The following is a 20,768-nucleotide window of genomic DNA, read 5'->3' on the forward strand; positions in this document are numbered from 1 at the left end:
CTACAGGCGCTGTTTAAACTGGTAGTAGCGACCCTGTTTTGCCAGCAGCTCTGCGTGACTACCTTGCTCAATTATGTGTCCGTTGTCCATCACAATTATCTGATCGAAATTCACCAGCCCGCGCAGACGGTGCGTGACCATCAGTACGGTTTTACCTTTCATCACATTCGCCAGTAAATCAAGGATTTGACTCTCAGTCGTGGCATCCAGTCCTTCTGTCGGTTCATCCAGCAACATCAGCGGCGCATCGTGCAGCAGCGCACGCGCAATGGCCAGACGACGCAGTTCGCCACCGGAAAGCTGTCGACCCCCTTCACCCAGCCAGCTGTTCAAGCCATCGTCTTCAAGCAGCTTGTGCAGCCCAACCTGCTCCAGCATTGCCCGCAGCGTATCGTCGGAGGCGTCTGGTGCCGCCAGAAGAAGATTATCGCGCAGCGTAGCGCTGAACAGATGCACCCGCTGGGGCACGACGCTGACCGTTTTACGCAAGGCCGCTTCGCTAAAACCAGACAGCGGAACGTCGTTAAACCGAATCTCGCCCTGCTGTGGGTCCCACGCGCGCGTGAGAAGTTGCAGAAGTGTCGATTTTCCACATCCCGTACGGCCAAGGATCGCAATGCGCTGCCCGGCATCAACAGAAAGGGTGATGTCTTCCAGCGCGTTTTGCGCCGGCTTGTCGTAGGCGAAAGTGACATTGCTGAGCGTCAGCGCGACCTGCTCCGGCACAGCGGTTTGACCCGCGCTGAACTTCACTTCCGGCTCCTGCTCGGCAATATCCGTAATGCGCAGCGCAGAGGCAATCACCTGGCCGAGATGCTGAAAGGCGCCCGTAACCGGGGCTAAGGCTTCAAAGGCTGCCAGGGCACAGAAAACAAACAGCGCAATTAGCGGGCCAGGCTGCGGGTTATCGCCCACGCCACCGGAGGCCATCCAGAGCATGGCGATTACGGCAATCCCACCAATTAACATCATCAGCGCCTGGGAGAAAGCGGTCAGTTCAGACTGGCGACGCTGGGCTTCATGCCAGTTCAGCTCCGTATTTTCCATGCGGGCGCGGTAGCGCTTTCTGGCGCCAAAAAGGGTAAGCTCGGCCTGTCCCTGCAACCAGGCGGTGAGCTGCTGGCGATATTCTCCACGCAGGCGCGTCAGGTTTTCCCCGGTGGTTTTACCTGCACGATAAAACAGGGGCGGCAGAATAATCAGCGTCATCAGCATGATGCCGCCGAGCGTCAGTGCGATGGGAACATCCAGGAAACTCAACCCCAGCGTCACCACGACAATCACCACAAACGCGCCCACCATGGGTGAAATGACGCGCAAATAGAGGTGATCCAGCGTATCCACATCCGCGACCACGCGGTTGAGTAATTCGCCCTGTCGAAAACGTGCCAGCCCGGCAGGGGAGAGGGGCAGCAGTTTGCTGAACGTATAAATACGCAGGTGTTGCAGCACGCGGAAGGTCGCGTCGTGGCTGACCAGACGCTCGAAGTAGCGCCCGGCAGTTCGCGTAATCGCCGTGCCGCGCACCCCGGCGGCAGGCAGCATGTAGTTAAAGCTGTACAGTCCGGCAAAGCCTGCGGCCGCAGACGCGGAGAGGAACCAGCCGGAAAGCGTAAGCAGGCCGATGCTGGCGAGCAGCGTGACGATCGCCAGCACGATCCCGAGCGTCAGCATCCATTTGTGGCGTTTATACAGTGCAAGATACGGAAGCAGGGCGCGCATCAGATATCCTCCTGACGGTTCGCCAGCAGGGTCGCAAACGGCCCCTGCGCGGCAACAAGCGCGGCGTAATCGCCTTGCTCAACAATGTGTCCGTTTTCCATCACCCAGATCTGATCCCAGTCGGCAATACCTTCCAGCTGGTGAGTCACCATCAGGGTGGTTTGCTGGCGTGAGGCTGCGTTAAGCGCATCCATCACGCGCTGCTCGCTATGAGCGTCCAGGCTGGCGGCGGGTTCGTCCAGCAGCATTAGCGAAGAGGGGTTCAGCAGCGCACGGGCAACCGCGACGCGCTGTGCCTGGCCTACTGACAGCCCGGCAGACTGATCGCCAATGACGGTATCGATACCCTGCGCAAGCAGCGGCAGAAACTCGCTGACCCAGGCGCGGTCGAGGACCGATTGCAGCTCATCGTCACGCGCATCCGGGCGTGCCAGCAGCACATTCTCGCGAAGCGTCGGAGCTGGCAGCTGCGGGTTTTGCCCCACCCAGCTTAGCTGTTTACGCCAGGCATCAGGATCGAGCTCGCGCAGCTCCGTTTTGTTGATACGCAGCGATCCGGTGTACGCCATAAAACCTGAAAGCGCATTCAACAATGAGCTTTTACCTGAGCCGCTGGTACCCACCAGCACCACACGTTGCCCGGCAGGCAGGGTAAAGTTCAGCGGACCGGCCAGTACTTTGCCTTCAGGCGACAGAACAGAAAAATCCTGTGCTTCAATGGTCACCGGATCGTTCGTATTCAGCGTTACCTCACCACGCTCCGGATGCGCCAGCGGCGTTTCCATGAAGGTTTTCAGGCTGTCGGCAGCACCCACCGCCTGCGCTTTGGCATGGTAAAAGGTGCCGAGATCGCGAAGCGGCTGGAAAAATTCCGGGGCCAGGATCAGCGCCAGGAACCCAGCGGAAAGCGTAACCGCCGTACCGTAGTGACCAAAGTCCAGCGCGCCGAGGTAGGAGAAACCAAAGTAAACCGCCACCAGCGCAATCGACAGGGAGGTGAAAAATTCAAGTACGCCAGAAGAGAGAAAGGCCATGCGCAACACTTCCATGGTGCGCTGACGAAAATCCTGCGACGCCAGGCGAATGTTTTCGGTTTCCGCTTCACCACGACCAAAGATCCGCAGGGTTTCCATGCCGCGCAGCCGGTCCAGGAAATGGCCGCTTAACCGACCCAGCGCCAGGAAGTTGCGGCGGTTAGCATCAGCCGCGCCCATGCCGACCATCGCCATAAACAGCGGGATCAGCGGGGCGGTCCCCAGCAGGATCAGCGCCGCCACCCAGTTAACCGGGAAGATGGCGATAACAATCATCAGAGGCACAAACACCGCCAGCGCCATCTGCGGAAGATAACGCGCGTAGTAATCGTGCATATCGTCGATTTGCTCAAGGATCAGCGTCGCCCAGCTACCGGCCGGCTTGCCCTGGATCCACGCAGGCCCGGCTTCTGAAAGCCGATCGAGCACCTTGCGGCGGATCTCATAGCGGATGTGCTGCCCCGCATGGAACCCAACCCGCTCGCGCAGCCAGACCACCCACGCACGCAGAACGAAAACCAGCACCAGAACGATAAACGGCAACAGCAGCGCTTCGCGCGGGATGTTCTCCATGATCATATGGTTGAGAATGCGGGCCAGCAGCCATGCCTGGGCAACAATCAACAGACCGCTGATAAATCCCAGAACGCGGGAAATCATAAGCCAGCGGCGGGACAGAACGCTTTGCTGTTTCAGCCAGCGGGTTAACTCTTGTTGACGGGTTTTTTCCATTGCGTACTTTGCAGGTGACGTTATAAGAAATTAGACATCTGCATGTTACACGTGAGCAAAAATAAAGGCGACCAGTGGCCGCCTTTATTTACGTTTGTTACTGACTTGTAAAGATTATTTACCTTGTTCAGCCAGCCCGTCCAGGTAGCGTTCTGCGTCCAGCGCGGCCATACAACCGGTGCCCGCAGAGGTGATCGCCTGACGATAAATATGGTCCATCACGTCACCAGCTGCGAAGACACCCGGAACGCTGGTCTGGGTGGCGTTGCCGTGAATGCCAGACTGCACTTTAATGTAGCCGTTCTCCAGCTCCAGCTGACCTTCAAAGATAGCCGTGTTCGGGCTGTGACCGATTGCCACAAACAGGCCTGCCACTTCCAGCGTTTCGACGTTATCGGTGTTCTGGGTATCACGGATACGCAGTCCCGCCACGCCCATCTGATCGCCAGTTACTTCTTCCAGCGTACGGTTGGTATGCAGCACAATGTTACCGCTCGCCACTTTGTCCATCAGGCGTTTGATCAGGATCTTCTCCGCGCGGAAGGTGTCGCGACGGTGGATCAGGTGTACTTCTGAGGCAATATTTGCCAGATACAGCGCTTCTTCGACCGCAGTATTACCACCGCCGATCACCGCAACTTTCTGGTTGCGATAGAAGAAACCGTCGCAGGTCGCGCAGGCTGACACGCCGCGGCCTTTGAACGCTTCTTCAGACGGCAGACCGAGATAGCGGGCAGAGGCGCCGGTGGCGATGATCAGCGCATCGCAGGTGTATTCGCCGCTGTCACCCGTCAGGCGGAACGGACGGTTCTGCAAATCCACTTTATTGATGTGGTCGAACAGGATTTCGGTTTCGAATTTGGCGGCATGCTCGTGCATGCGCTCCATCAGCAGCGGCCCGGTCAGGTCGTTCGGGTCGCCCGGCCAGTTTTCCACTTCCGTGGTGGTGGTCAACTGACCGCCTTTTTCCATCCCGGTGATCAGTACCGGTTGCAGGTTAGCGCGTGCAGCATAGACCGCTGCGGTATAACCCGCAGGTCCAGATCCAAGGATTAGCAGCTTACTGTGTTTGGTCGTGCCCATGAGATCCCCATTGTTGTTGGCAGGCAATGGGCTGGATTGTAGGGAATTTGTTGCCGTAAAAAAAGAGCACGGCAGTTTTGCTTCCGATATATGCAATAGACGCGCCCTATGGGTCAGAGGCGGTCACATCACGTCTGCTACTGAAAACAGCGCGTTTATAAGGCAATAAAATGAGGATTAATACCCCTCTGTAATGAATATCCGGCATCTTGTACTAAAAATCGATGTTTTGCTTTGACAATCCCCTGCGCTTTTGCGAAAACATTCAAGGAAGAAAAAAAGACGCACGAACTGCATGCCGCATAGACATGCACGGAAATGCCATTTTTACCGGGTCAGTGAAATCTACGCATGGTGTGGACAGACGCCATACGTGATGTCTGTGACTGCTTTCGGGCAACGGTCTTCTTACCGCAGAACCCGAGTCCACATCGCGTCTAATACATAACCAGGCGATGTGATGAATAACGGGTACAGGCTCTGAACAGTGATGTGCACAGGGTCCAGGCAGGAGTAGGGAAGGAATACAGAGAGACAATAATAATGGTAGATAGCAAGAAGCGCCCTGGCAAAGATCTCGACCGTATCGATCGTAACATTCTTAATGAATTGCAAAAGGATGGGCGTATTTCCAACGTCGAGCTTTCAAAACGTGTGGGACTTTCCCCGACGCCGTGCCTTGAGCGTGTGCGTCGACTGGAAAGACAGGGTTTTATTCAGGGCTATACGGCTCTGCTGAACCCGCATTATCTGGATGCCTCACTTCTGGTATTTGTTGAGATTACTCTGAATCGTGGTGCACCAGATGTGTTTGAGCAATTTAACGCCGCTGTACAAAAACTTGAAGAAATTCAAGAGTGTCATCTGGTTTCCGGTGATTTTGACTACCTGTTAAAAACCCGTGTGCCTGATATGTCCGCCTACCGTAAGCTGCTGGGGGAAACCCTGCTGCGTCTGCCAGGCGTGAACGACACCCGTACTTATGTGGTGATGGAAGAGGTCAAACAGAGCAATCGTCTGGTTATTAAGACGCGCTAACACGGAACAGGTGCAAAATCAGTGTAGTTTGATTACACTCCTGTTAATCCATACAGCAACAGTGCCGGGGAGTCCCGGCGCTGTTGTCCGTTTTAGCACACAGGCAGGACATGCCTGATACCTGGAGAGCCTTTCTTGAGCCAGGAATACACTGAAGACAAAGAAGTCACATTATCTAAGCTAAGCAGCGGACGTCGTCTCCTTGAGGCGTTACTGATTGTTATTGCCCTTTTTGCCGTCTGGCTGATGGCTGCCTTACTCAGTTTCAACCCCTCAGATCCCAGCTGGTCGCAAACCGCATGGCATGAGCCTATCCATAATTTGGGTGGCGTTCCCGGCGCCTGGCTTGCGGACACGCTCTTCTTCATTTTCGGTGTGATGGCCTATACCCTTCCTGTCATCATTATTGGCGGATGCTGGTTTGCCTGGCGTCATCGACAGAACGACGACTACATCGATTATTTTGCCGTTTCGCTGCGCCTGATTGGCGCCCTGGCGCTGATCCTCACCTCCTGCGGACTGGCGGCGATCAATGCCGATGACATCTGGTATTTCGCCTCCGGCGGTGTGATTGGCAGCCTGTTGAGCTCCGCGCTGCAACCGATGCTTCACAGCAGCGGCGGCACGCTGGCGCTGCTCTGCATCTGGGCGGCGGGCCTGACGCTGGTTACCGGCTGGTCCTGGGTGAGCATTGCCGAAAAAATCGGCAGCTTTATTCTGACTCTGCTGACGTTTGCCAGCAATCGTACCCGTCGTGATGATACGTGGGTCGATGAAGACGAATATGAAGATGAATACGAAGAGGAATACGAGGCACCTGTGCAGCGTCGTGAATCCCGCCGTGCCCGTATTCTGCGCGGTGCTCTGGCACGCCGCCAGCGCGTTGCTGAAAAATTCGCTAACCCGTTAGGCCGTAAAACGGATGCCGCGCTTTTCTCCGGCAAACGTATGGATGAAGACGAGCAGATTGAGTATCGCGGTGCGGCCGTCGATCCTGATGATGTGTTGTTCTCTGGTCATCGAGCTACGCCGGGTGAGTATGACGAATACGATCCGCTGTTGCATGGTCATTCCGTGACTGAACCGGTAGCCGCTGCTGCCGCCGCAACGACGGCTGCGCAGGCCCATGTTGCGCCTGTTGAAGCCGTGATGCCGTCGTCGCCTGTTCCGGCACCGGAGTCCGCGATCCAGCAACCGCAGGTGGACTGGCAGACTGCGCCAGGCGTCCATACGCCTGAACCGACCATTGCGCCGGAGCCTGAAAGCTATATTCCTGTGCAGCAGGAACAGTGTCAGCAATCGTATCATCCGTCTGAGCCTGCCAGCGAGCCGCAACAGCCGTATCAGGCTTATACGCCCGAACCCGCTGTGCCTGAACAGCCATATGTTGCGCCGGTGTCTGAACCCGAAGTGGTGGAGGAAGCGAAGCCATCCCGTCCGCCATTGTACTATTTTGAAGAAGTGGAAGAGCGCCGTGCCCGTGAGCGCGAGCAGCTTGCCGCCTGGTATCAGCCCGTGCCTGAGCCGGTGCAGGAGCCTGTTGTAAAAGCGCCTTCTGCGAGCGTTGCACCTGTAGACCCAGCGCCAGCCGTTGCGTCAGGAGCAGAAACCGTGAAGCAGGCAACGGCAGCCGCTGCCGCGTCCGCTCCGCTATTCAGCCCGGCAACCGACGGTGCGCCGCGTCCTCAGGTGAAAGAGGGCATTGGTCCACAATTGCCGCGCCCTAATCGCGTGCGCGTACCTACGCGCCGGGAGCTGGCCTCTTATGGCATTAAACTGCCTTCCCAGCGTATGGCGGAAGAGAAAGCCCGTGAATCCGACTACGAAGATGATGCCGACGAACTGCATCAGGATGAGCTGGCGCGTCAGTTTGCTGCCCAACAGACTCAACGCTACGGGAATGAGTACCAACACGATGTTCATTCTCAGCAGGATGAAGATGATGCTGCCGAAGCGGAATTAGCGCGTCAGTTTGCCGCCACGCAACAGCAACGTTATTCCGGTGAGCAGCCTTCGGGGTCAAATCCGTTCTCGCTCTCGGACTTTGAATTTTCACCGATGAAAGATCTGGTGGATGACGGTCCGAGCGAACCACTGTTCACGCCGAGCGTGATGCCGGAAGCGGAACCGGTGCGTCAGGCGCCAGCGCCACAGGTTAATGCGCAGCCACCACAGCCAGCGTCGCAGGCTTATGCGCAGCCGCATACACCACCGGCCCAACCGCCGCAGCCGCAGTTCCAGCAGCCAGCACCACAGCCGCAGGAAAGCCTGATTCACCCGCTGCTGATGCGTAACGGAGACAGCCGTCCGCTGCAACGACCAAGTACGCCGCTGCCGTCGCTGGATCTGTTAACGCCGCCGCCAGCGGAAGTCGAGCCGGTGGATACCTTTGCCCTTGAACAGATGGCCCGTCTGGTGGAAGCGCGTCTGGCTGACTTCCGTATTAAAGCGGACGTGGTGAACTACTCACCTGGCCCGGTAATCACCCGTTTCGAACTGAATCTGGCGCCAGGCGTAAAAGCGGCACGTATTTCTAACCTGTCCCGTGACCTGGCGCGTTCTCTGTCGACCGTGGCGGTACGCGTGGTGGAGGTGATCCCAGGTAAGCCTTACGTTGGCCTTGAGCTGCCAAACAAGAAACGCCAGACCGTTTATCTGCGTGAAGTTCTGGATAACACCAAATTCCGCGACAACCCGTCCCCGCTGACCGTGGTGCTGGGTAAAGATATCGCCGGCGATCCGGTGGTTGCCGATCTCGCGAAGATGCCGCATCTGCTGGTTGCGGGTACCACCGGCTCCGGTAAATCAGTCGGGGTGAACGCCATGATCCTCAGTATGCTCTACAAAGCGCAGCCTGAAGATGTGCGTTTCATCATGATCGACCCGAAAATGCTTGAACTGTCCGTCTACGAAGGCATTCCGCACCTGTTAACGGAAGTGGTGACCGACATGAAGGACGCCGCCAACGCATTGCGCTGGAGCGTCAATGAAATGGAGCGTCGCTACAAGCTGATGTCGGCGCTGGGCGTGCGTAATCTGGCCGGTTATAACGAGAAAATCGCCGAGGCGGCGCGTATGGGCCGTCCGATTCCGGACCCATACTGGAAGCCGGGTGACAGCATGGATGCCCAGCATCCGGTGCTGGAAAAACTGCCTTACATCGTGGTGCTGGTGGATGAATTTGCCGACCTGATGATGACCGTTGGTAAGAAAGTGGAAGAGCTGATTGCGCGTCTGGCACAGAAAGCGCGTGCGGCGGGCATCCACCTGGTACTGGCAACGCAGCGTCCGTCCGTAGACGTTATCACCGGTCTTATTAAGGCAAACATCCCGACCCGTATCGCGTTTACCGTGTCGAGTAAAATTGACTCGCGTACTATCCTTGACCAGGGCGGTGCAGAGTCGCTGCTGGGAATGGGTGATATGCTCTATTCCGGCCCGAACTCCACCTCGCCGGTGCGTGTCCACGGTGCGTTTGTTCGCGACCAGGAAGTGCATGCGGTGGTACAGGACTGGAAAGCGCGCGGGCGGCCGCAATACGTTGACGGCATCACCTCCGACAGTGAAAGCGAAGGTGGCGGCGGTGGTTTTGACGGCGGCGAAGAACTGGATCCGTTATTTGACCAGGCGGTTAATTTCGTCACCGAAAAACGTAAGGCGTCCATCTCCGGCGTCCAGCGCCAGTTCCGTATCGGCTACAACCGCGCGGCGCGTATTATCGAGCAGATGGAAGCCCAGGGTATTGTGAGCGAACAGGGGCATAACGGTAACCGAGAGGTGCTGGCACCACCGCCTTTTGATTAACCTTCAGCGATTGCAAAGAAGGGTAAATCAGCAAAAATTAAGCATATTCTTCTGTCGCCTGCCTTCGGGCAGGTCCAGAATAGAAACGGAACCCCCATATCGGGAAGACGTATTTTAAGGAATAACAATGAAAAAAATCGCCATCGCCTGTGCATTACTCTCCAGTTTTGTTGCCAGCAGCGTCTGGGCTGATGCAGCCAGCGACCTTAAAAGCCGACTGGATAAAGTGAGCAGCTTCCACGCCAGCTTCACGCAAAAAGTGACTGACGGCAGCGGCAACGCGGTGCAGGAAGGTCAGGGGGATTTGTGGGTGAAACGCCCGAATCTCTTCAACTGGCACATGACCCAGCCTGATGAAAGCGTGCTGGTGTCCGACGGGAAAACCTTGTGGTTCTACAACCCGTTTGTTGAGCAGGCGACCGCCACCTGGCTGAAAGACGCGACCAGCAATACGCCGTTTATGCTCATTGCCCGTAACCAGTCCAGCGACTGGCAGCAGTACAACATCAAACAAAACGGTGATGAGTTCGTCCTGACGCCAAAAGGCAGCAACGGTAATCTGAAGCAGTTCACGATTAACGTGAGCAGCAACGGTACCATCAATCAGTTCGGCGCGGTTGAGCAGGACGATCAGCGCAGTAGCTATCAGCTTAAGTCTCAGCAAAACGGCGCTGTAGATGCTTCGAAATTCACCTTTACCCCGCCGCAGGGCGTAACGGTGGATGACCAACGTAATAAGTAAGAGGCATGAGTGAGCAACCTGTCGCTCGATTTTTCAGATAATGCGTTTCAACCTCTGGCCGCCCGTATGCGGCCAGAAAATTTAGCGCAGTACATCGGCCAGCAACACCTGCTGGCTGCGGGGAAACCCTTGCCTCGCGCTATTGAGGCGGGGCATCTGCACTCCATGATCCTCTGGGGGCCACCCGGCACCGGCAAAACCACCCTCGCTGAAGTGATCGCCCGCTATGCTAACGCGGACGTTGAGCGCATCTCGGCGGTTACCTCCGGCGTGAAGGAGATCCGCGAGGCGATCGAGCGCGCACGGCAAAACCGTAATGCCGGGCGCCGCACCATTCTGTTTGTTGATGAAGTCCACCGCTTCAACAAGAGCCAGCAGGATGCGTTTCTGCCGCACATTGAAGACGGCACGATTTTCTTCATCGGCGCAACCACGGAAAACCCGTCGTTTGAACTCAACTCCGCGCTGCTTTCCCGCGCCCGCGTTTACCTGCTTAAATCCCTGACCACAGAGGATATCGAAAAGGTTCTGACTCAGGCGATGGAGGACAAAGCGCGGGGTTACGGCGGACAGGATATCGTTCTGCCGGACGAGACGCGTCGTGCGATCGCTGAACTGGTCAACGGCGATGCGCGTCGGGCACTGAATACGCTGGAAATGATGGCCGATATGGCCGAAGTGGACGATGCGGGCAAGCGCGTATTGAAGCCTGAACTGCTCACCGAAATTGCCGGTGAACGCAGTGCGCGCTTCGATAATAAAGGCGACCGTTTCTACGACCTTATCTCTGCGTTACATAAATCCGTGCGCGGCAGCGCGCCGGATGCGGCACTCTACTGGTATGCGCGTATCATTACCGCCGGTGGCGATCCGTTATATGTCGCGCGTCGCTGCCTGGCCATTGCGTCAGAAGATGTCGGTAATGCCGATCCACGCGCCATGCAGGTCGCTATTTCCGCCTGGGACTGCTTTACCCGCGTCGGACCCGTGGAAGGTGAGCGTGCCATTGCGCAGGCAATTGTCTATCTGGCCTGCGCGCCGAAAAGTAACGCGGTGTATACCGCCTTCAAAGCGGCGATGTCGGATGCACGTGAACGTCCGGATTACGACGTTCCGGTACACCTTCGCAATGCCCCTACAAAGCTGATGAAAGAAATGGGTCACGGGCAGGAGTATCGCTACGCCCATGATGAACCCAATGCCTACGCCGCCGGGGAGGAGTATTTCCCGCAGGAGATGGCACAAACCCGCTATTATCACCCTACAAACAGAGGTCTTGAGGGTAAGATTGGCGAAAAGCTCGCCTGGCTTGCCGGACAGGATCAAAATAGCCCTATAAAACGCTACCGTTAGTTCAATCGTTGCGGTAATGTTGGCAATATATCTCTGTGGCCGCAGGCTGTGGTCACTTTTTCCTTTTTTAATTCGATAAGCACAGGATAAGCATGCTCGATCCCAATCTGCTGCGTAATGAGCCAGACGCAGTCGCTGAAAAACTGGCACGCCGGGGCTTTAAGCTGGATGTAGATAAGCTGCGCGCTCTTGAAGAGCGTCGTAAAGTTTTGCAGGTACAAACTGAAAATCTGCAAGCAGAGCGTAATTCTCGATCGAAATCCATTGGCCAGGCGAAAGCGCGCGGGGAAGATATTGAGCCATTACGCCTGGAAGTGAACAAACTGGGTGAAGAGCTGGATCAGGCGAAAGCTGAACTGGACGTTCTTCAGGCTGAAATTCGCGATATTGCTCTGGCGATCCCGAACATTCCTGACGACAGCGTGCCTGTCGGCAAAGACGAAAACGACAACGTTGAAGTGAAACGCTGGGGTACGCCTCGCGAGTTTGACTTCGAAGTGCGCGATCACGTGACGCTGGGCGAAATGCACGCGGGCCTGGACTTTGCGGCAGCGGTTAAGCTGACCGGTTCTCGCTTCGTGGTAATGAAAGGGCAAATTGCTCACCTGCACCGCGCGCTGGCGCAGTTCATGCTGGATCTGCACACCGAGCAGCACGGCTACAGCGAAACCTACGTTCCGTATCTGGTTAACCACGATACGCTGTACGGTACAGGCCAGCTGCCGAAATTTGCCGGCGATCTGTTCCATACCCGTCCGCTGGACGAGGAAGCTGACAGCAGCAACTACGCGCTGATCCCAACTGCGGAAGTGCCGCTGACCAACCTCGTGCGTGATGAGATCATCGACGAAGACGATCTGCCAATCAAACTGACTGCGCACTCTCCATGTTTCCGTTCTGAAGCCGGTTCTTACGGTCGCGATACGCGCGGTCTGATCCGTATGCACCAGTTCGATAAAGTTGAGATGGTGCAGATCGTTCGTCCGGAAGAGTCTATGGACGCGCTGGAAGAGATGACCGGCCACGCGGAAAAAGTGCTGGAGCTGCTGGGGCTGCCTTACCGTCGTATGGCGCTGTGCACCGGCGACATGGGCTTCGGTGCCTGCAAAACCTTCGACCTTGAAGTCTGGGTGCCTGCGCAGAACACCTACCGTGAAATCTCCTCCTGCTCCAACGTCTGGGATTTCCAGGCGCGTCGTATGCAGGCGCGTTGCCGCAGCAAATCTGACAAGAAAACCCGTCTGGTTCATACCCTGAACGGTTCTGGTCTGGCAGTAGGCCGTACGCTGGTTGCTGTGCTGGAAAACTACCAGCAGGCTGACGGGCGCATTGAGATCCCTGAAGTGCTGCGCCCTTACATGAAAGGCCAGCAGTTCATCGGATAATTATTTGCTCTAAGACAAAAAAGCGCCTCAGGGCGCTTTTTTTATGCCTCTGATTTGATACGAAGCAATAACCCCTCCCTCTAAAGTAGTAATACTCCTCCGAACGAAAGTCAGCATAAAACACCAATAACGTTGTAATTCGTTATAAATAAAACTACATAGCGGTTTGCGCCGCCTCTCTTTTCTTTGTGAGCAACCAAAGTGAGTCTTTATGAAAATCAAAGCGCCTGAAGCGTTAATGGCTGCCGAGGTCACTCGCCGTGGGTTGATGAAAACCACGGCAATAGGTGGTCTGGCGGTTGCCAGCAGCGCCTTTACGCTCCCCTTTACCCGACTGGCGTCGGCGGCGGAGGCTCTGTCTCCCGCTTCAGCCCCGGAAAAAGTGGTGTGGAGTGCCTGTACCGTTAACTGCGGTAGCCGCTGCCCACTGCGTATGCATGTGGTGGACGGTGAAATCAAATATGTCGAAACCGACAATACCGGCGATGATAACTACGAAGGGTTACATCAGGTTCGTGCCTGTCTGCGTGGTCGCTCAATGCGCCGTCGCGTATATAACCCGGATCGTCTGAAATACCCAATGAAGCGCGTCGGTAAGCGTGGGGAAGGGAAGTTCGAGCGCATTAGCTGGGACGAAGCCTACGATATTATCGCGACCAACATGCAGCGCCTGATCAAAGAGTACGGCAACGAATCTATCTACCTCAACTACGGCACCGGGACGCTTGGCGGCACCATGACCCGTTCCTGGCCGCCGGGTAAAACGCTGGTGGCGCGCCTGATGAACTGCTGCGGCGGCTATCTCAATCATTACGGCGACTACTCTTCCGCACAGATTGCCGCAGGCCTGAACTATACCTACGGCGGCTGGGCAGACGGCAACAGCCCGTCGGATATCGAGAACAGTAAACTGGTGGTGTTGTTCGGCAACAACCCAGGCGAAACGCGCATGAGCGGCGGCGGGGTAACCTATTACCTTGAGCAGGCGCGCGCCAAATCCAACGCACGAATGATCATCGTCGATCCGCGCTACACCGATACCGGCGCAGGGCGTGAAGACGAGTGGATCCCCATCCGCCCTGGTACCGACGCGGCGCTGGTCAATGCGCTGGCGTATGTGATGATTACTGAAAACCTCGTCGACCAGCCGTTCCTGGATAAATACTGCGTCGGTTACGACGAGAAGACGCTGCCAGCCAGCGCACCGGCTAACGGGCACTATAAAGCCTATATTCTTGGCCTGGGCAGCGACGGCGTGGCGAAAACCCCGGAGTGGGCATCCACTATCACCGGCATTCCTGTCGAACGTATTGTTCAGCTGGCACGTGAAATTGGTTCAACCAAACCGGCTTATATCAGCCAGGGCTGGGGACCTCAGCGCCACGCGAATGGCGAAATTGCCACCCGCGCTATTTCTATGCTCTCGATTCTGACTGGCAACGTCGGTATTCACGGCGGTAATAGCGGGGCGCGTGAAGGCTCGTATGAAGTACCGTTTGAACGTATGCCAACGCTGGATAACCCGGTTCAGACCAGCATCTCCATGTTTATGTGGACAGACGCGATCGAGCGCGGCCCGGAAATGACCGCGCTGCGCGACGGTGTTCGGGGCAAAGATAAGCTGGACGTGCCGATCAAAATGATCTGGAACTATGCCGGTAACTGCCTGATCAACCAGCACTCAGAGATCAACCGCACCCATGAAATTTTGCAGGACGATAAGAAGTGCGAAATGATTGTGGTGATCGACTGCCACATGACCTCATCGGCAAAGTATGCCGATATTCTGCTCCCAGACTGCACCGCGTCTGAGCAGATGGATTTCGCGCTGGATGCCTCCTGCGGCAACATGTCCTATGTGATCTTCACTGACCAGGCCATCAAACCGCGCTTCGAGTGCAAAACCATCTATGAGATGACTTCCGAGCTGGCGAAACGTCTTGGCGTTGAGCAGCAGTTCACTGAAGGACGTACTCAGGAAGGGTGGATGCGCCATCTGCACGAGCTTTCCCGCAAAGCCATTCCTGACCTGCCGGACTTCGATACCTTCCGCAAGCAGGGCATGTACAAGCAGCGCGATCCGGAAGGGCATCATGTGGCGTATAAAGCCTTCCGCGACGATCCGCAGGCCAATCCGCTGACCACGCCGTCGGGCAAAATCGAGATCTACTCCGAAGAGCTGGCAAAAATTGCCGCAACGTGGGAATTGCCGGAAGGGGACGTTATCGATCCGCTGCCGATTTATACGCCAGGCTTCGAAAACTACAACGATCCGCTGACGGAGAAATTCCCGCTTCAGTTGACCGGTTTCCACTACAAAGCGCGTGTTCACTCCACCTACGGCAACGTTGACGTACTGAAAGCGGCCTGCCGACAGGAGATGTGGATCAACCCGATGGATGCGAAAGCCCGCGGCATCAGTAATGGCGATCGCGTACGTATCTTCAACGGACGTGGCGAAGTGCATATCGAAGCTAAAGTGACTCCGCGTATGATGCCTGGCGTTGTCGCGCTGGGGGAAGGGGCCTGGTATAACCCGGATGCGAACCGTATCGATCAGGCGGGCTGCATCAACGTTCTCACTACGCAGCGTCCATCGCCGCTGGCGAAGGGCAACCCATCCCACACAAACCTCGTTCAGGTTGAAAAGGCGTAAGGAGTAACCGATGACAACCCAGTATGGATTTTTTATTGATTCCAGCCGCTGCACCGGGTGCAAAACCTGCGAGCTGGCCTGCAAGGATTACAAAGACCTGACCCCGGAGGTCAGCTTCCGGCGTATTTATGAATACGCGGGCGGCGACTGGCAGGAGGATAACGGCGTCTGGCATCAGAATGTCTTCGCCTATTACCTGTCGATTGCCTGCAACCACTGCGAAGATCCGGCCTGCACCAAGGTCTGCCCGAGCGGGGCAATGCACAAGCGCGACGACGGTTTTGTGGTGGTGGACGAGGATGTCTGCATCGGCTGTCGCTACTGCCACATGGCCTGCCCGTACGGCGCGCCGCAGTACAATGCCGCCAAAGGCCACATGACCAAGTGCGACGGCTGCCATAGCCGGGTGGCGGACGGCAAAAAGCCCATCTGCGTCGAATCCTGCCCGCTGCGCGCGCTGGACTTTGGCCCGATTGAGGAGCTGCGCAAAAAACACGGCCAGCTTGCTGCCGTCGCGCCGCTGCCGTCTGCGCACTTCACAAAGCCGAGTATTGTGATTAAACCTAACGCCAATAGCCGTCCGACGGGGGACACCACCGGCTACCTGGCAAACCCGAAGGAGGTGTGAGATGGGAAGTGGATGGCATGAATGGCCGCTGATGATCTTCACGGTCTTTGGGCAGTGCGTGGCGGGCGGGTTTATCGTTCTTGCGCTGGCGCTGTTAAAAGGGAACCTCAATACTGAACAGCAGCAGCGTTTAGTGTTAAGCATGTTTGGCCTGTGGGTGTTGATGGGCATTGGGTTTATCGCCTCTACGCTGCACCTGGGCTCACCGATGCGCGCGTTTAACTCCCTGAACCGCGTAGGTGCCTCTTCGCTGAGTAACGAGATTGCCAGCGGCGCAATCTTCTTTGCCGTTGGCGGGCTGGGGTGGTTACTGGCAGCGGTGAAAAAGCTGCCGTCAGGGTTACGCGCGTTGTGGCTCATCGTCACCATGGTACTGGGCGTTGTCTTCGTCTGGATGATGGTCAGGGTGTACAACACCATTGATACGGTTACAACCTGGTACAGCGTCTGGACGCCGATGAGCTTCTTCCTGACCATGTTTATTGGCGGGCCCCTGCTGGGTTATCTGCTGCTGCGCGTGGCTGGCATTAATGGTTGGGCGATGCGCCTGCTGCCCGCGGTCTCGCTGCTGGCGCTGGTAATCAGTACCGTTGTCGCGCTCATGCAGGGAGCGGAGCTGGCGACCATTCACAGCTCTATCCAGCAGGCTTCGGCGCTGGTGCCGGATTACGGTTCGCTGATGGCCTGGCGTGTGGTGCTGCTGACGGCTGCGCTGGTGTGCTGGATTGCCCCTCAGCTTAAAGGTTACTCGCCTGCGCTGCCGTTACTGTCCCTGGCCTTTGTACTGGTGCTGGCAGGGGAGTTAATTGGTCGCGGCGTATTTTATGGTCTGCATATGACGGTCGGTCTGGCTATCGCCAGCTAATTTTAGATTTTGTTATAAAAAGCCGGGACATAGCGCCCGGCTTTTCTTTTTTCATTCATGAAATTTTTCGACTGATGTTTCGTTGTAAAAATTCCCAGAAATAAATAAAAACAAATAGATAATTAATATCAGTAGCAGGCTTTGCATTAGCAGGATGAGTTTTTTAAATCGACAAGGCGCATAACGTGCGTGACGCCTGAATCGGTGGATTGACTTTGTTTTTGCCAGTGGCATGATGCGCACGAAATCTGAACTTCCTCACGGTTTTTAATCCATGACCACCTATACCCGCCCGGTGCTTTTGTTGCTCTGTGGCCTGCTTTTGCTGACCCTGGCGATCGCGGTGTTAAACACACTCGTCCCGCTATGGCTCGCCCATGAAAACTTACCGACCTGGCAGGTGGGTATGGTTAGCTCGTCCTTTTTTACGGGCAATCTGCTGGGCACCTTATTAACGGGCAGCCTTATTAAGCGCTTTGGTTTTAACCGCAGTTATTATCTGGCGTCGCTGATCTTTGCCGTCGGCTGCGCCGGTTTAGGCCTTATGGTCGGCTTCTGGAGCTGGATGGTCTGGCGCTTTATTGCGGGCGTCGGCTGCGCCATGATCTGGGTGGTGGTTGAAAGTGCGCTGATGTGCAGCGGCACGTCCCGTAATCGCGGGCGTCTGCTGGCGGCCTATATGATGGTTTACTACGTCGGTACCGTTCTGGGACAGCTGATGGTCAGCAAACTGCCAACCGACCTGATGAGCGTGCTGCCGTGGGTGACGGGCATGGTGCTGGCGGCGATCCTGCCGCTGCTCTTTACCCGTATTGTGAATCAAAACAGCGAACATCAGGAAGCCACCCACGTCTGGCCGATGCTGAGACTGCGCCAGGCGCGTCTGGGGGTTAACGGCTGCATTATTTCCGGGATTGTGCTGGGCTCGCTCTATGGCCTGATGCCGCTCTATCTTAACCATCAGGGCGTCAGTGATTCCGGGATCGGTTTCTGGATGGCGGTGATGGTCAGCGCGGGGATTGTCGGCCAGTGGCCGATTGGCCGCCTGGCGGACCGCTTTGGTCGTCTGCTGGTGCTGCGCGTTCAGGTCTTCGTGGTCATCATGGGCTGTCTCGCCATGCTCAGCAACGCCGCGATGGCGCCCGCGCTGTTCATTCTGGGGGCTGCGGGCTTTACGCTCTATCCGGTCGCGATGGCGTGGGCCTGTGAGAAAGTTGAGCATCACCAGCTGGTGGCGATGAACCAGGCTTTATTGCTGAGTTACACTATCGGCAGTTTACTGGGGCCGACTTTTACCGCTATGCTCATGCAAAATTATTCTGATAATCTGCTGTTTATTATGATCGCCAGCGTGTCGTTTATTTATCTGCTAATGCTGCTGCGCAAAGTGGGCGAACATCCAACGCCAGTGGCCCATGCCTGATTTATTAAAAGCCTGTCGATGACAGGCTTTTTTGTCCCTGTCACATATAAGACTTTTACTGATTGTGAGTTTTTACTGCCTGGCGATAATTCCAATGAGTTCTCCCACTAAAAGGCAGCCATCATGTCTACTCGTCGTTTTTCCACTACCGCACTTGCCGTAGTGTTGGCTTTAACGTTTGCAACGGCTCCGGCCATGGCTAATCCTGGTAACGGGAATGGCGGTGGTCACGGAAACGGTGGCGGACAAGGTAATAGCGGCAATCATGGTAACGGGAACTCTGGTAACCATGGTAATAAGCACAATAACGGTCAGGATAACCCTGGGAAATCGGATAAGAGCTTTAAAAACAGCAAAGATGTCGGTAATGATGTGGATGCTCGCGTAAGCTTCGATCATGCCCGCCATCTGGCCCTGAATTACGGCTTAACGGGCTACGACTCTCTGCCTCCGGGTATTGCGAAAAACCTGGCGCGCGGTAAGCCACTGCCTCCGGGCATTGCGAAGAAAACCGTGCCAGCCGATATGCTGGGTCAGCTTCCTTCCTATCCGGGCTATGAATGGCGCGTGGTAGGTGACGACCTGGTCTTAATTGCGCTGAGTACAGCGATTGTGGGTAATGGTGCCAACTTACTGATTTAGTGTATGATGGTGTTTTTGAGGTGCTCCAGTGGCTTCTGTTTCTATCAGCTGTCCCTCCTGTTCAGCTACTGAAGGCGTGGTGCGTAACGGTAAAAGTACTGCCGGACATCAGCGCTATCTCTGCTCTCACTGCCGTAAAACATGGCAGCTACAGTTCACTTACACCGCTTCTCAACCCGGTACGCATCAGAAAATCATTGATATGGCCATGAATGGCGTCGGATGTCGCGCCAGTGCACGCATTATGGGCGTTGGCCTCAACACGATTTTACGTCACTTAAAAAACTCAGACCGCAGTCGGTAACCTCACGCATACAACCGGGCAGTGACGTCATTGTTTGCGCGGAAATGGACGAACAGTGGGGTTATGTCGGCGCTAAATCACGCCAGCGCTGGTTGTTTTACGCGTATGACAGGATACGGAGGACGGTTGTGGCGCACGTATTCGGTGAACGCACGTTGTCCACGCTGGAGCGTCTTCTGGGCCTGCTGTCGGCCTTTGAGGTCGTGGTATGGATGACGGATGGCTGGCCGCTTTATGAATCACGCCTGAAGGGAGAACTGCACGTTATCAGCAAGCGATATACGCAGCGCATTGAGCGGCATAACCTGAATCTGAGGCAACATCTGGCAAGGCTGGGCAGGAAGTCACTGTCGTTCTCAAAATCGGTGGAGCTGCATGACAAAGTCATCGGGCATTATCTGAACATAAAACACTATCAGTAAGTTGGAGTCATTACCCGATTGTGACTTCCGTTATTAACGGCGTCTTTAAATAGAATATAAAAAGGCCCGGTTTTCACCGGGCCTTTTCGTTAATACATGACCTTGTGGCCATACTGCTCAAGAATACCTTTGACGCGCTCCATCGTCTCTTTTTTCGGCGGCTTCACGCCATCGAGCTTGTACTCTTCACCCATCGCCACCCATTTATGTTTACCCAGCTCGTGATAGGGCAGGAGTTCGATTTTCTCCACGTTACCCATATCCCGGGTAAATTCACCCAGACGATGTGCAGAGTCATCATCATCTGACCAGCCCGGCACCACCACGTAGCGGATCCAGGTCTTGACGCCTTTGTTGGCAATGTATTTGGCAAATTCCAGGGTACGGTGGTTCGAGACGCCAACCAGATTCTGGTGGATCTCATCGTTCATCTGCTTGAGATCGAGCATGACCAGATCGGTCACTTCAAGCAGTTCATCAATAACTGGATCGTAACGGCGCACAAAGCCGTTGGTGTCGAGGCAGGTATGAATGCCTTCTTTGTGGCAGGCGCGGAACCAGTCGCGCACAAATTCAGCCTGAAGAATGGCTTCACCGCCGGATGCCGTCACGCCACCGCCGGACGCGTTCATAAAGTGGCGATAGGTCACCACCTCTTTCATCAGATCTTCTACGGTGACTTCTTTACCTCCATGGGTGTCCCAGGTGTCACGGTTATGGCAGTACAGGCAGCGCATCAGGCAGCCCTGGAAGAAAGTGATAAAGCGGATCCCCGGGCCATCGACGGTGCCACAGGATTCAAAGGAGTGAATACGACCAATAATTGACATTGCGGTGATATCTCCGAATTTGGCCCATCCGGGGGCCTATGTAGATGCACAGCTCAAAGGCTATGTCGAGTCTGTTTTGGCTGTTATCCATTAAGTATAGATAGC

15 protein-coding genes are annotated in these 20,768 nt (G+C 55.8%); 11 read left to right on the forward strand and 4 right to left on the reverse strand.

The window, feature by feature from the left end; genetic code table 11:
* From cydC to trxB, 3 genes are all read right to left on the reverse strand, one after another.
* A complete protein-coding gene (gene cydC, locus O1724_RS08125) occupies positions 1–1,722 on the reverse strand; it encodes a heme ABC transporter ATP-binding protein/permease CydC (RefSeq protein ID WP_463726350.1) in 1,722 nt (573 codons plus the stop codon).
* A complete protein-coding gene (gene cydD / locus O1724_RS08130) occupies positions 1,722–3,488 on the reverse strand; it encodes a heme ABC transporter permease/ATP-binding protein CydD (RefSeq protein WP_047654009.1) in 1,767 nt (588 codons plus the stop codon). The genes cydC and cydD overlap by 1 nt, the downstream gene beginning before the upstream one ends.
* A 114-nt stretch (positions 3,489–3,602) precedes the next feature.
* Positions 3,603–4,571, reverse strand: a complete 969-nt coding sequence (gene trxB / locus O1724_RS08135; RefSeq protein ID WP_003858303.1) for a thioredoxin-disulfide reductase — start codon at positions 4,569–4,571, stop codon at positions 3,603–3,605.
* A 543-nt stretch (positions 4,572–5,114) separates the two neighbouring features.
* On the opposite strand from trxB, the gene lrp reads away from it, so the two are divergent.
* The 11 genes from lrp (at position 5,115) to O1724_RS08190 (ending at position 19,833) form a co-directional block, all read left to right on the forward strand.
* Positions 5,115–5,609 (forward strand): leucine-responsive transcriptional regulator Lrp, encoded by a 495-nt coding sequence (gene lrp, locus O1724_RS08140; RefSeq protein WP_000228469.1) that lies wholly within the window; start codon positions 5,115–5,117, stop codon positions 5,607–5,609.
* Between the two features lie 135 nt (positions 5,610–5,744).
* Positions 5,745–9,413: a DNA translocase FtsK 4TM domain-containing protein gene (locus tag O1724_RS08145; protein WP_463726351.1), complete on the forward strand. Its 3,669-nt coding sequence runs from the start codon at positions 5,745–5,747 to the stop codon at positions 9,411–9,413.
* A gap of 127 nt (positions 9,414–9,540) precedes the next feature.
* Positions 9,541–10,155, forward strand: a complete 615-nt coding sequence (gene lolA / locus O1724_RS08150; protein ID WP_003858270.1) for an outer membrane lipoprotein periplasmic chaperone LolA — start codon at positions 9,541–9,543, stop codon at positions 10,153–10,155.
* Positions 10,156–10,164: 9 nt separating this feature from the next.
* Positions 10,165–11,508 carry a replication-associated recombination protein RarA gene (gene rarA / locus O1724_RS08155; protein WP_126297322.1) on the forward strand — a complete coding sequence of 448 codons (1,344 nt, stop codon included), beginning with the start codon at positions 10,165–10,167 and terminating at the stop codon, positions 11,506–11,508.
* A gap of 92 nt (positions 11,509–11,600) precedes the next feature.
* Positions 11,601–12,893: a serine--tRNA ligase gene (gene serS / locus O1724_RS08160; protein ID WP_003858266.1), complete on the forward strand. Its 1,293-nt coding sequence runs from the start codon at positions 11,601–11,603 to the stop codon at positions 12,891–12,893.
* A gap of 211 nt (positions 12,894–13,104) precedes the next feature.
* Entirely contained in the window at positions 13,105–15,549 is a 2,445-nt protein-coding gene (gene dmsA / locus O1724_RS08165; RefSeq protein WP_479983956.1) for a dimethylsulfoxide reductase subunit A, read from the forward strand.
* Positions 15,550–15,559: 10 nt separating this feature from the next.
* Positions 15,560–16,177: a DMSO/selenate family reductase complex B subunit gene (locus O1724_RS08170; RefSeq protein WP_003858259.1), complete on the forward strand. Its 618-nt coding sequence runs from the start codon at positions 15,560–15,562 to the stop codon at positions 16,175–16,177.
* A 1-nt stretch (position 16,178) separates the two neighbouring features.
* The gene (locus O1724_RS08175) at positions 16,179–17,042 is read left to right on the forward strand and encodes a dimethyl sulfoxide reductase anchor subunit family protein (RefSeq protein ID WP_047654007.1); all 864 of its coding nucleotides are present in this window, start codon (positions 16,179–16,181) and stop codon (positions 17,040–17,042) included.
* 274 nt (positions 17,043–17,316) lie between these two features.
* Positions 17,317–18,465, forward strand: coding sequence for an MFS transporter (locus O1724_RS08180; protein ID WP_003858254.1), 1,149 nt, complete (start codon positions 17,317–17,319; stop codon positions 18,463–18,465).
* A gap of 123 nt (positions 18,466–18,588) precedes the next feature.
* The gene (locus tag O1724_RS08185; protein ID WP_479983957.1) at positions 18,589–19,107 is read left to right on the forward strand and encodes an anti-virulence regulator CigR family protein; all 519 of its coding nucleotides are present in this window, start codon (positions 18,589–18,591) and stop codon (positions 19,105–19,107) included.
* A gap of 28 nt (positions 19,108–19,135) precedes the next feature.
* Positions 19,136–19,833 (forward strand): IS1 family transposase gene (locus O1724_RS08190; RefSeq protein WP_223433957.1). Its coding sequence is split into 2 segments (ribosomal slippage): positions 19,136–19,385 and positions 19,385–19,833, totalling 699 coding nucleotides; the frame shifts between segments, so codons are not numbered across the junction.
* A gap of 89 nt (positions 19,834–19,922) precedes the next feature.
* Here O1724_RS08190 and pflA read toward each other — a convergent pair.
* Entirely contained in the window at positions 19,923–20,663 is a 741-nt protein-coding gene (pflA, locus tag O1724_RS08195) for a pyruvate formate lyase 1-activating protein (RefSeq protein ID WP_003858250.1), read from the reverse strand.
* Positions 20,664–20,768: the final 105 nt, after the last annotated feature.

It is taken from the genome of Enterobacter cloacae complex sp. HYC074_NIDB (assembly GCF_056673345.1).